9 protein-coding genes are annotated in these 11,997 nt (G+C 66.3%); 8 read left to right on the top strand and 1 reads right to left on the bottom strand.

Annotated features, from left to right (window positions below):
* Positions 1–181: 181 nt before the first annotated feature.
* From NOF55_RS09870 to NOF55_RS09835, 8 genes are all read left to right on the top strand, one after another.
* Entirely contained in the window at positions 182–1,027 is an 846-nt protein-coding gene (locus NOF55_RS09870) for a PhzF family phenazine biosynthesis protein (protein ID WP_306411202.1), read from the top strand.
* Positions 1,028–1,120: 93 nt separating this feature from the next.
* Entirely contained in the window at positions 1,121–1,927 is an 807-nt protein-coding gene (locus tag NOF55_RS09865) for an arginase family protein (protein ID WP_306411201.1), read from the top strand.
* Between the two features lie 199 nt (positions 1,928–2,126).
* The gene (locus NOF55_RS09860; protein WP_306411200.1) at positions 2,127–3,227 is read left to right on the top strand and encodes an LLM class flavin-dependent oxidoreductase; all 1,101 of its coding nucleotides are present in this window, start codon (positions 2,127–2,129) and stop codon (positions 3,225–3,227) included.
* A gap of 139 nt (positions 3,228–3,366) precedes the next feature.
* Positions 3,367–5,019 carry an ABC transporter substrate-binding protein gene (locus NOF55_RS09855; RefSeq protein WP_306411199.1) on the top strand — a complete coding sequence of 551 codons (1,653 nt, stop codon included), beginning with the start codon at positions 3,367–3,369 and terminating at the stop codon, positions 5,017–5,019.
* A gap of 37 nt (positions 5,020–5,056) precedes the next feature.
* Positions 5,057–6,067, top strand: coding sequence for an ABC transporter permease (locus NOF55_RS09850; RefSeq protein WP_306411198.1), 1,011 nt, complete (start codon positions 5,057–5,059; stop codon positions 6,065–6,067).
* Positions 6,064–6,912, top strand: coding sequence for an ABC transporter permease (locus NOF55_RS09845; RefSeq protein WP_306411197.1), 849 nt, complete (start codon positions 6,064–6,066; stop codon positions 6,910–6,912). Before NOF55_RS09850 ends, NOF55_RS09845 begins: the two co-directional genes overlap by 4 nt.
* Positions 6,891–8,606: a dipeptide ABC transporter ATP-binding protein gene (locus tag NOF55_RS09840; protein WP_306411196.1), complete on the top strand. Its 1,716-nt coding sequence runs from the start codon at positions 6,891–6,893 to the stop codon at positions 8,604–8,606. The genes NOF55_RS09845 and NOF55_RS09840 overlap by 22 nt, the downstream gene beginning before the upstream one ends.
* Positions 8,603–9,694, top strand: coding sequence for an LLM class flavin-dependent oxidoreductase (locus NOF55_RS09835; RefSeq protein ID WP_306411195.1), 1,092 nt, complete (start codon positions 8,603–8,605; stop codon positions 9,692–9,694). The genes NOF55_RS09840 and NOF55_RS09835 overlap by 4 nt, the downstream gene beginning before the upstream one ends.
* Before the next feature lie 70 nt (positions 9,695–9,764).
* On the opposite strand, the gene NOF55_RS09830 is transcribed toward NOF55_RS09835, so the two are convergent.
* On the bottom strand, positions 9,765–11,846 hold the full coding sequence (locus NOF55_RS09830; protein WP_306411194.1) for a catalase: 2,082 nt from the start codon (positions 11,844–11,846) through the stop codon (positions 9,765–9,767).
* Between the last annotated feature and the right edge of the window lie 151 nt (positions 11,847–11,997).

Raw genomic sequence — 11,997 nt, 5'->3', positions numbered from 1 at the left:
CGGGCATCCGGTGCCCTGCCTCACTGTCCATGCCTGGATCAGTATCCCGAATAAGAGACAGTATCGTTATACATTCTGTAGGAAGCATTGATTTTGATCAATTTTGCCGAAACAGATGTGACGAGTGCCTGCCTGTCGTGCAGGCCGGGACGGGATGCCGCCCGGATTAAGGAGTGATCTCATGGCTTATGCGGTTCATATGGTCGACGTCTTCGGCTCGGGGCCTTTTTCCGGCAATCCGCTGGCGGTCGTCGCTGGGGCCGGCGAGCTGGAGACGGAGGACATGCAGCGCCTGACGCGCTGGTTCAATCTGTCGGAAACCACCTTCCTCCTGCCTGCGACCCATCTCGACGCCGACTACCGTATCAGGATATTCACTCTTGAAAGGGAAATGCCGTTTGCCGGGCACCCGACGCTCGGAAGCTGTCATGCCTGGCTTTCGGCCGGGCACGTGCCGAAGAAGGCGGGGGAAATCGTCCAGGAATGCGGAGCGGGCCTGGTGACGATCCGCCGCGACGGGGAGCGGCTTGCCTTTGCGGCGCCGCCCCTGATCCGGTCCGGGCCTCCATCGCGGGATGAACTGGTCGAGGCGCAGCGCCTGCTGGGGATCGAGGCACGCCAGGTCGTCGATGCCGCCTGGATCGATAACGGTCCGGGATGGCTGGGCATCCGGCTGGCGTCGGCGGAGGAGGTGTTGTCGCTGAAGCCGGTGCGAAGCTGGCCCCGGCCGATCGACGTCGGCGTGGTCGGTCCCTGGACCTCCGGCGGCGATGCCGCCTTCGAAGTTCGTGCCTTCTTCAGCGACCATCTGGGAACGATCGTCGAGGACCCCGTGACCGGAAGCCTCAACGCCTCGCTGGGGCAATGGCTGTTTGCGACGGGCGCCGCGCAGGAAGCTTATGTCGCCGCGCAAGGCAGATGCCTCGGCCGCGATGGCCGCGTCCATGTGAGCCGCGATGAAACCGGCCGAATCTGGGTCGCCGGCCGGACGCGGCCGCATGTCGAGGGCCGGCTGCACGGCGTTTAGAATATTTCCGGATGCAAAACCGCTTCACACTGTCGCTGAAAATGCTCTAAACCGCCCGAAGGCGTGATCCGTTACAATCAGGGGGCTGGAATCTTGACGTTTGATCTTCTCGTTTCGCAGGGGCGTATCGCCGATCGGACACCGGGTGCGATCGAAGGGGCGGGGCGCACCGCAAGGGCACTGGAGCGCCGTTACGCCGTGACGGGCCGTGTCGTCGGACACCCGGCACCGGCCGTCGATGACGATTGGCGCACAGGCCTGCCCGAGGCGCGGGAAACGCTTGCGGAGCTGCGTGACGCGCTGACGACCGGCATCGAAGGCGGTGGGCTTCCGGTCATGGTGGCGAACACCTGCTCGGCCAGCCTTGCCAGCCTTCCCGTCGTCGCGCGGCACTATCCCGATGCTGTCGTGCTGTGGATCGACGCGCATGGCGATTTCAATACGCCCGACACCACCGATACCGGCTATCTCGGCGGCATGGTGTTGTCGGCGGCGTGCGGACTCTGGGACAGCGGTCACGGCGCCGGTCTTCGCTCCGAGCGCATCGTTCTGATCGGCGCGCGGGACATCGACCCGGCGGAAGGCGAACTGTTGCGGAAGGCGGGCGTCCGGATCCTTTCCCCGCAGGACGCCACGCCGGAGGCGGTCCTGAGTGCAATCGGCGCTGCGCGTGTCTGGATTCATCTCGATTGGGACTCGCTCGAACCCGGCCTCGTGCCTGCGGCCTACACCGTGCCAGGCGGTCTGCTGCCCGAACAGGTCCGGGCGATCCTCGAGGCTATTCCACCGACGCAAATTGCCGGGATCGAACTCGCCGAGTTCGTGGTCTCGGCAGACGAGGCGGTGAACGAAAAGGCGCTTTCCATCATCCTCGATACCGTTGCGCCCCTGCTCGATTGAGCCGGAGCGGCACCGTCTCCCATCGGCAGGTTTCCATGCTGCATGCGGATGGCGGAAAAAAGCCCGACCGGCAGGCGGGGAAACGAAACAAAATAATCCATAAATTTGATAGAAAAAGAATAACTGGTCTTTCTCCACTCGGTCTATCTGCCTAGGCTTTGCGTCATGATCTCCTTGTCAAACAGCGCAGGACCGTATCATGACCGTGGAATTCATCAGCGCCAGTTATGCGAACGCCTCGACCGATCTCGATCCGCGGCCGGGCGCGCCGCTCGATCCCGTCTATTTCGCCCGCTATGCGCGAACGCTGGATGAGGCCGGCTTCGACTACACCCTGTTGCCCTATCATTCCTCCTCCTTCGATCCCTTCACGCTGGGGGCGACGGTGATCGCCCACACGAAGAATGTCCGGCCGATCATCGCGCTTCGCCCGAACACGGTCTATCCGACGGTTGCGGCCAAGGCCCTGGCGACCCTCGACCAGCTGAGCGGCGGCCGCGTCGTGGTTCACTTCATCGCCGGCGGCGACGCCGTCGAGCAGGCCCGCGAGGGCGATTTCCTGACCAAGGAAGAGCGTTACGAGCGGACGGAGGAATATATCCGTATCCTGCGCCGGGCCTGGCAATCCTCCGATCCCTTCGATTTCGACGGGAAATACTACCAGTTCAAGGGCTTCAGCAACGCTGTCCTGCCGGTGAACGGAACCATTCCCGTGTCGCTCGGCGGCTCTTCCGACGACGCCTACCGGGTGGGCGGTTCGCTGGCCGACATCTTCGGCCTGTGGGGCGAACCGCTCAAGGAAACGAAAGAGCAGATCGACCGGATCCATGAGGAGGCGGCGAAGGCCGGCCGCAAGGATCGCCCGCGCATCTGGGTGACTTTCCGGCCGATCGTCGCCGAAACCGACGATCTCGCCTGGGCGAAGGCGCATCGCGTGCTGGAGAAGCTCAAGGCGAATTATGCCAACGGCTCGCCGACGCGGCCGCTTTCCGGCGGCCCGCCGCAGAATGTCGGGTCGCAGCGCCTGCTCGAGATCGCCGCCCGCGGCGAGGTGCAGGACCGGGCATTGTGGTATCCCACGGTGACGGCCACCAATGCGCGCGGCGCCTCCACGGCGCTGGTCGGATCGCCGCGGACGATTGCCGATTCCATCCTCGATTATGTCGATCTCGGCGCGGAACTGATCTCGATCCGCGGCTACGACAATCTCAACGACGCCATCGATTACGGCCGCTACGTGCTGCCGCTGGTGCGGGAGGAGCTTGCCCGCCGCGGCGTCCGGGAGCGCGTCTACGCCTGAACCATATGACCCGGCCGGATCGCACGGCGCGGGAATCGGCCTTGCGGGTGCGGAAACGCCTCGCAGCCGTTGCGAACGACCATGCCTTTTCCGGCCGCCGGCCCGCACAAGACAGAACACGGAACATCAGGATTTTTCGATGACCAGATACTTTTCCTTCCTTTCCCTTTCCCGGCGACGCCTGCTCGTGGCCACCTGCGCGACGGCGGCCGCCGCTCTGGTGGCGACGGCGGGTTTCGCTCCGGCTCAAAGTGCCGACAGCCGGCGCAACGGCGGTGACATCACCTTCCTCATCGATTCGCTGGGTGGCACCTGGATTCCGAACAACAGCGCGATCTCCAGCTTCCAGGGCCACGTCTGGGGCCACGTGACCGACAAGCTCGTCTATGTCGATGCCGAGGGCAAGGTCAGCCCGTGGATTGCCGAGCGCTGGGAACAGAACGACGACGCCACCGAGTTCACCCTTCACCTCAAGGACGGCGTGACCTTCTCCGACGGCACCCCGCTCGACGCCTCGGCCGTCGTCGCCAATCTCGACATCTGGCATGCCGGCCGGGGGAGCGAGGGCATCAACCCGATCGGCCTCTTTCCGAAGACCTACGACCGGGCCGAGGTTGTCGACCCGACCACGGTGAAGGTCTTCTTCAAGGCGCCGACGCTCGGCTTCATCCCGACGCTCGGCTACCACGGCTCGATCCTCATCTCCCCGAAGACCCTCGCCCAGCCCGGCACGGAGCAGGCGGACCTGGGCAAGACCTCCGGCAGCGGTCCTTACCTGGTCGAGTCCTGGAAGGAGGGCGATTTCGTCAAGCTGGTCAAGCGTGAGGACTACAACTGGGGTCCCCCTGCCGTCGGCCACACCGGCCCCGCCTTCCTCGATTCGATCACCTACAAGATCGTCTCCGAGCCGTCGCTCAGGGTCTCCGCTGTGCAGTCCGGCCAGGCCGACGTCGCCTACAACGCCTCGCCGCAGGAGTTGCAGTTCCTCAAGGAGGAAGGCTTCACCATCGCGACGCCGCGCTATCTCGGCTTCGTGAACGGTCTGGCGATCAACACCCGGGAAGCCCCTTACGACGACGTAAAGGTGCGCCAGGCCCTTCAGGCCGGCATCGACCGCCAGGAGATCCTCGACACCGTCTACACGCCGGACTGGCATGCGGCGACGTCCTTCATCCAGAGTAATGTGCCCGGGGCCACCGATCACAGCGATCTGCTGGCCCATGACCCCGAAAAGGCCGAGAGGCTTCTCGACGAGGCGGGCTGGGCCAAGGGGGGCGACGGCATCCGCGTGAAGGATGGCAAGCAACTGTCGCTGACGCTCCACCCCAACCCCTACCTCGCGACCGCAAGGTCGGTCGACGAGCTGATCGCCCAGCAGCTCGGCCGGATCGGCTGGAAGGTCGACATCCGGGCCTATGACGTGGTGACGTTCGGCGAGCGGGCCGGGTTCGGCCGGCCGGGCGTGCCGGCCTATGAGGTGACGCGCAGCTTCATCGATGCAGGCACGGTGGCCAGCATCCTGACCGACGCCAACAACGGCGAGGACTGGTTCGCTCTCGGCGAAAGCGACGGCAAGCTCAACGAACTGCGCGACAGGATCGCCGGCGCCGGCTCCGTCGAGATCCGCGACCCGCTCCTCGACGAATTGCAGAAATACGTCCTCGAGCAGGGCTACTTCATTCCGCGCACGCAGATCGTCCAGCGCATCTACGTGCAGTCGCCGAAGCTGGCGGGCGAGCAGTACAACGGCGTCGCCTATGCCAGCTACTACACGGCCACAATCAGCGAGTGAGCGCGGTGCAACCCGGAAACGCGAAGAGGTGGCCGGCATGAGAAGCGCCTACCTGACCTATTCCGCAAAGCGGCTCGTCCAGGCCATCGTCGTCATCCTGCTGGCCTACGTCTTCACCTTCGTCGTCGTCAGCATCCTGCCGGGCGACCCGATCACCAACGTGCTGCGCGACCCGCAGAACGGGTTTTCCGAGGAGCAGATCAGGCAGATCATTGCCGCGCAGGGTCTGGACAGGCCGATTCTGGTGCAGTTGTGGACATCCCTGTCCGGCTTCCTGACCGGCGACCTCGGCCTGTCGATGCGGTCCAGCCGGCCCGTGACGACCCTGATCGCAGAGGTGTTGCCGTCGACGCTGATGCTTGCGTCCACGGGGCTTGCCGTCGCGCTGGTGCTGGCGGTGGTGATCGCCTACGGCAGCCAATTCCTCCCGAAACGGTATGGGCAGGGCCTGCTGCGCGGATTCCCGTCGTTGTTCCTCTCGGTGCCCAACTTCGTGATCGGCCTGGTGCTGATCCATATTTTCGGCTTCCAGCTCGGCCTTTTCCGGGTGATAGACCCCAACAGCCCGTGGGCGACCTTTTTTGCAGGGGTCGCGCTGGGCATCCCCGTCTCCGCCCAGATCGCCGAGGTGCTGATCGCCAACCTCGACCACGAGTCCCGGCAGGAATACGTGGCGGTCGCGCGCGGCCGCGGTCTCAGCCAGTTTCGCCTCTTCGTCAGGCACCTGCTCAAGCCGTCCTCGCTCCCGGTCGTTACCGTCATCGCGCTCATGATCGGCGAGCTGCTCGGCGGATCGCTGATCACGGAGACGGTCTTCGGGCGCACCGGTGTCGGCAGCCTGGTGCAGCGTGCGGTGAGCACGCAGGACCTGCCCGTCCTACAGGCGGTCGTCTCGCTGGCGGCGGTGGTTTTCGTGCTCGTCAACCTGATCGCCGACCTCGTCTACCCGCTGCTCGACCCGCGCGTGAAACTCGTCGGCGGTCCCGGGCGCCGGCCGACTGCCGCTGACGAAAGCCCCGCGGATTCTTCCCCCACGGTGACAGCATGACCATTGCCTCCCTCTCCTCCGTTTCGCGCGGCACGGGAACCGGCCGGCTGGCCGCGCTGCGGCTGCCGCCGACCGTCGCCCTCTCGTTCGCCGTCATCGCGCTCGTGCTCGCCTGGTCGCTGGCGCCGGGCCTGTTCACCGGCCACGATCCGGTCAACGGCATTCCCGCCGACAAGCTGCTCGGTCCCAGCGCCGCGCACTGGTTCGGCACCGACCATCTGGGTCGCGACCTTTACACCCGCGTCGTCTACGGCACGGCCTCCTCGGTGACGAGCGCGCTCATCGCGGTCGTCATCGGCGTCGCTGCCGGCGGCCTCATCGGTCTCCTGGCCGGTTTCCTCGGCGGCTGGGTCGACATCGTGCTCGCCCGGCTGGTCGACGTCCTGCTGGCGATCCCGAGCTTCCTGCTGGCCGTCATCGTCGTTACGGCGCTCGGTTTCGACACCGTGAACGCCGCCATCGCGACCGGTGTCTCGGCGGTGGCCGTCTTCGCCCGGGTGATGCGCTCGGAAGTCATCAAGACCCGGCAGGCGACGTTCGTCGAGGCGTCGTTCCTGCTCGGCGGCTCGCGCTGGCACATCCTGTCGCGGCACGTGCTGCCGAACGCGTCGCGCTCCGTGCTCCCGCTGGCGGTGCTGCAATTCGGCCTGTCGATCCTGGTGATCGCCGGCCTTGCCTTCCTCGGATACGGCGATTCGCCGCCCGCCTCCGACTGGGGCCTGCTGATCTCGATCGGCAAGGATTACCTCAAATGGCCGTGGCTGGTCTACGCACCCGCCTTCGTCACGATCGCGACCGTCCTCTCTGTGAACAGGATCAGCCGATGGCTCCGCAAGACAGACTGACCGCCACTTTCGCCCGCGCCGGGACCGCGTCGCCGGTTACATCGCCGCTGCTCAGGGTCGAGGGCCTGTCGGTCTCCTACGGGCCGCACGAGGTCGTTAGCGATGTCGGGTTCGAGCTGGGCCGCGGCGAAAGCCTCGCTCTCATCGGCGAGTCCGGCTCGGGCAAGTCGACCATCGCCCGCTCGGTGCTGCGGCTGCTTCCCGGCGGCGGCCACGCCACCGGCCGGGTCGAGTTCGACGGACGGGAGGTGCTGGGGCTCTCCGAGCGCCGGTTCCGGCCGCTCAGGGGACGGGCCATCGGGTTCGTTCCGCAGGATCCCGGCAATTCGCTCAATCCGGTGCGGACGATCGGCGCCCAGGCGCAGGAGGCGGCCGCTCTCGTCGAGGAGTCCGGCAAGGCGGCCCGCAAGGCGCTCATCTTCGAAACCTTGGCCCAGGTCGGGCTCGACAATCCGCAGCGTGTCTACGATTCCTATCCGCACCAGCTGTCCGGCGGCATGCTCCAGCGCGTGCTGATCGGCCTGGCGGTCCTGCCGCGGCCGGCCCTGCTGGTCGCGGACGAGCCGACCTCGGCGCTCGACGTCACGGTCCAGAAACGGATCCTCGACCTGCTGTCGCGGTTGCAGCACGATCTCGATATCAGCCTGCTGCTCATCACCCACGATCTGGCGATCGCCGCCGAGCGGGCGGACCGTCTGGTGGTGCTCAAGGACGGTGTGGTTCAGGAGGCGGGCAGGACCTCGGCCGTTTTCTCCTCGCCCGCATCGGCATATGCGAAGAAGCTGCACGCCGACGTCCCGGCCCTCAATCCCGACCGCTACGCCCGGCTGCGCGACCCTGGCTTCTGCCGCCCCGACGCCGGCGTGGCGCCGAAGATCGAGGTCAGCGCCGTCACGAAGACCTTCGCGGTCGACGGCAAGGCGCTGACGGCCGTCGACAACGTGTCGTTCGCGGTCCCGGCCGGCACCACGCATGCGCTGGTCGGCGAGTCGGGCTCGGGCAAGACGACGACGATCCGGCTGCTGCTCGGGCTCGAGGAGCCCGATGGTGGGGACATCTCGGTCGCCGGCGAACGGCTCACCGGCCGCTCGCACGGTTCGCTGCGCGCGGTGCGCCGCCACCTTCAGCTCGTCTACCAGAACCCGTTCACCTCGCTCGACCCGACCTGGAAGGTCGAGCAACTGGTGCGCGAGCCGCTCGACCGTTTCCGGGTCGGCACCGTCCGGGAGCGGGCCGAACGGGTCCGCGAGGCGCTGGCCGATGTCGGGCTCGGCGAGCACCTGCTCTCCCGCAGGCCGGGGGCGCTGTCGGGCGGCCAGCGCCAGCGCGTGGCCATCGCCCGGTCTCTGGTCCTCAAGCCGGACGTGATCGTGCTGGACGAACCGACCTCGGCGCTCGACGTCACCGTCCAGGCCGACATCGTCGAGGTGCTGCTCTCGCTGCAAGCCAGTCTGGGCCTGACCTATGTGTTCGTCTCCCACGACCTCGCGCTCGTGCGGCAACTCGCACATACCGTCTCGGTGATGCACAGGGGCCGCATCGTCGAACACGGGACCGTCACCGACATCTTCGACAACCCGCGGCAGCCCTATACCGTGTCGTTGCTGGACTCGATCCCGTCCGGCGTCGCAGGTGCCGCCCGCGTGCCGCACCGGCAAGCCCGGCCGATCGTCAACGAGGAAAAGATCGCATGACCATTACCGCGCCAGCCGGAACCCTGCCAGCGACGTTCCGCCCCAAGCGGCGGCTCGGCTTCAACACCCGCGTGTCCTTCAACGACGACACCGGGCCGGCGCAAGGGTTGCGCGAAGGGATCGAGCTGTTCAGGGCCGCCGAGCGGCTGGGATTTCAGTCGGGCTGGGTCTACCAGCGGCATTTCGACCATTACCTGTCCTCGCCGCTTCCGTTCTTCGCCGCGGCCGGTCAGCACACGAGCCGCATCACGCTGGGCTCGGCGGTCATCCCGATGCGCTACCAGGACCCGATCCTGCTGGCCGAGGCGGCCGGCACGACCGACCTGCTGATCGGCGGCCGGCTGGAGCTGGCCATCTCGACCGGCGCCAACGCGGCCTTCGATGCCGTCTTCGGCACGGCCGACACCGATGCCCGGACGGAGGCCAGGCGCCGTCAGGGCCGCTTCCTCGCGGCGATCTCGGGGGAGGTCCTCCACACGGTCGCCGGGCCGGGGCAGGGCGCCCCGGAGGGCACGGAGCTGCGCGTGACGCCGCACAGCCCGACCCTGCGCTCGCGCATCCGGCAGGGCGCGGGCAGCCTCGGTTCAGCGGTGCAGGCCGCCGAACTCGGGATCGGGCTCATTTCCGGGACCGTGCAGCACGACCATGCCGAGGGCGAGAGCTTCGGCGCCTATCAGGCCCGCAGCATCGAGGCGTTCCGCAGCACCTGGCGCCGAACGTGGGGTACAGAGCCGCCGCCGGTCGCCGTCGCCGCTTCGATCCTGCCCGGCACCACCGCCGAGCTTCGGGAGACATACGCCGCCTACGATCTCGAGCGCCGCACCCAGGGGATCGCTGCCTCCCGTCCCAAGGGCGCCATCACACCGGCCCCGTCGGCCAACCAGCCGCCCGGCTCCCAGATATCCCCGGTCTTTCACGGCACCCCGGACGAGGTGATCGAGGCCGTTCTCAACGATCCGGGCCTTGCCAGCGCCGACGAGCTTGTCCTCTTCCTGCCGCCCGCCTTCGGTCTCGAAGAGAACGTGCGGCTGCTTGCCGACTTTGCGGAGAGGGTGGCGCCGAACCTGGGCTGGTCGCCCACTTCGTGACCGCGCCGCGCCAACCTCACGCGGGCCGGCCCGGTTTCCCGGGGCCGGCCCGTCTCGTTCAGAGCCGGCGTCAGACCGGCAGCTTCACCTTCTTTTCCCGAGACCAGTCGCGGATCGGGAGCTTTTCGATCAGAGCTTCGGCATTGCTGCCCGACAGATCGAAGAAAAACCCGTCCTGAACGACGCCGGCCTTGTCGAGCAGGGGCTTCGCGGGCCCGGTGTGACCGATGGCCTTGCAATGGGCGTAGGCATCCGAGACGAAATCGAGCGCCGCCTTCTCCCCGGCAAGCTGGTCCGCTCCTTCCGGCGACAGCACCAGCGCGATCGCGTCGAACAGAACCGAAGGCGCCCCGTCGATCTTCTCGTCGGCCTCCAGCAGCTCGCCACCCTTCAGCTTCACGCCGCCGACCTTCGGCGCGACGATCTTCACCGTCGCGCCGGCGGCACTTGCCGCGGATTTCAGCGCCTCCACCACCGGGCCATCGGCCCCGTCCGAGACGAGCACCCCGAGACAGCGTCCCTCGACGGGGGCCGGATGCTTCAGGATCGACAGCGCGTCCGAGACCGGCAGGTCGACCGGAGCCTTCGCCGGCGGCAGGGCGGGCGGCAGCTCCGCACCCAGGCCGTCGGCGATGCGTTGGGCCATGCTTTCATCGATGTTGCGCAACTGTGCCAGCACCCGCTTGCGGACATGCTTCAGCTGAACCTTCGACAGTTCGAAGACGATGGCCGCGATGATGTGGTTTTGCTCGGCTTCGGTCTGCGAGACGAAGAACAGCCGCGCCTGGCTGAAATGATCGGCGAAACTCTCGGGCCGGATACGGCGCTTTTCCTCCGCCGGTTCGGTAAAGGCAGCGACGGAGACGAAGCCCTGATCCGAGGCGCGGGGACCGGGATCCTCGCCCGCTTCATCCAGGCTGTTCGGCTCGTAATTGGCGCGGCCCTTGGGAACCTGCACCTGCATCATGCCGTCGCGCTGGAAATTGTGCATCGGACATTTGGGCGCATTGATCGGGATCTGGTGGAAGTTCGTCGTTCCGAGCCGCGACTTCTGGGTGTCGAGATAGGAGAACAGGCGTCCCTGCAACAGCGGATCGTTGGAGAAATCGATCCCCGGCACGACATTCGAGGGCAGGAATGCCACCTGTTCCGTCTCGGCGAAGAAATTGTCGGGATAGCGATCCAGCACCAGGCGGCCGACGATGCGGACCGGCACCTCTTCCTCCGGGATGAGCTTGGTCGGGTCGAGCACGTCGTAGGGCTGCCTGTCGGCCCAGTCCTGATCGAAGATCTGGATGCCCAGCTCCCATTCCGGACAGTCTCCCGCCTGGATGGCTTCGTAGAGGTCACGGCGATGATAGTCGGGATCGGCGCCTGAGATCTTGACCGCCTCGTCCCAAGTGGTGGATTGCATGCCGAGTTTGGGCTTCCAGTGGAACTTGACCATCGTCGCCTCGCCCTCGGCGTTGACGAGGTGGAAGGTATGGACGCCGAAACCCTCCATCATCCGCAGGCTGCGCGGAATGGCGCGGTCCGACATGGCCCACATGATCATGTGCAGGCTTTCCGGCATCAGCGAGACGAAATCCCAGAACGTGTCGTGGGCGGAAGCCGCCTGCGGAAATCCCCGGTCAGCCTCGGGCTTGACCGCATGGATGAGGTCGGGAAACTTCATCGCGTCCTGGATGAAGAACACCGGAATGTTGTTGCCGACGAGATCCCAGTTGCCTTCCTCGGTGTAGAACTTGACCGCGAAGCCACGCACGTCGCGCGGCGTGTCCTTCGAACCCTTGGAACCGGCGACCGTCGAGAAGCGGACGAAGACGGGGACTTTCGCGCCCCTCTTCTGGAAGAGCGAGGCGCGTGTCAGTTCCGGTATGGGGTCGGTGCATTCGAAGAAGCCGTGCGCGCCGGTGCCCCGTGCATGGACGATCCGTTCGGGAATGCGTTCGTGGTCGAAATGGAAGATCTTTTCGCGCAGCACGAAATCCTCGAGCAGCGTCGGCCCCGGCTGTCCGGCCTTCAGCGAATTCTGGTTGTCCGAGATGGGCACGCCGTGATTGGTGGTCAGCACCGGACCCCCACGCTGCTGGGTCTCGCCGCCGGATCCCTGGGGAATGCCGCGGCCGTTGCCTTGCGTTTTCTTCGCCATCTGATCTCTCCTGTTCATCTGGGTTGACTGGTCGGAAGGTCCTTTTGCGGACTTTTATGCGCCCGGCCCGACGAGGTGGCCCGAACCTTGCTGCAAGCGCTCCATTCGCCGTGGATATTGCGGGCTGTCACCCCCTTGGAAGTTTCCCCTT

Source organism: Ectorhizobium quercum (assembly GCF_026552795.1).
Taxonomy (GTDB): Bacteria; Pseudomonadota; Alphaproteobacteria; order Rhizobiales; family Rhizobiaceae; genus Ectorhizobium; species Ectorhizobium quercum.
This window is presented reverse-complemented; position numbering and strand designations above follow the sequence as displayed.

Bases quoted from the DNA above. Each gene is read 5' to 3' on its own strand.
- NOF55_RS09830 (WP_306411194.1), bottom strand. From the start codon at position 11,846: ATGGCGAAGAAAACGCAAGGCAACGGCCGCGGCATTCCCCAGGGATCC.
- NOF55_RS09860 (WP_306411200.1), top strand. From the start codon at position 2,127: ATGACCGTGGAATTCATCAGCGCCAGTTATGCGAACGCCTCGACCGAT.
- NOF55_RS09855 (WP_306411199.1), top strand. From the start codon at position 3,367: ATGACCAGATACTTTTCCTTCCTTTCCCTTTCCCGGCGACGCCTGCTC.
- NOF55_RS09840 (WP_306411196.1), top strand. From the start codon at position 6,891: ATGGCTCCGCAAGACAGACTGACCGCCACTTTCGCCCGCGCCGGGACC.
- NOF55_RS09850 (WP_306411198.1), top strand. From the start codon at position 5,057: ATGAGAAGCGCCTACCTGACCTATTCCGCAAAGCGGCTCGTCCAGGCC.
- NOF55_RS09845 (WP_306411197.1), top strand. From the start codon at position 6,064: ATGACCATTGCCTCCCTCTCCTCCGTTTCGCGCGGCACGGGAACCGGC.
- NOF55_RS09870 (WP_306411202.1), top strand. From the start codon at position 182: ATGGCTTATGCGGTTCATATGGTCGACGTCTTCGGCTCGGGGCCTTTT.
- NOF55_RS09835 (WP_306411195.1), top strand. From the start codon at position 8,603: ATGACCATTACCGCGCCAGCCGGAACCCTGCCAGCGACGTTCCGCCCC.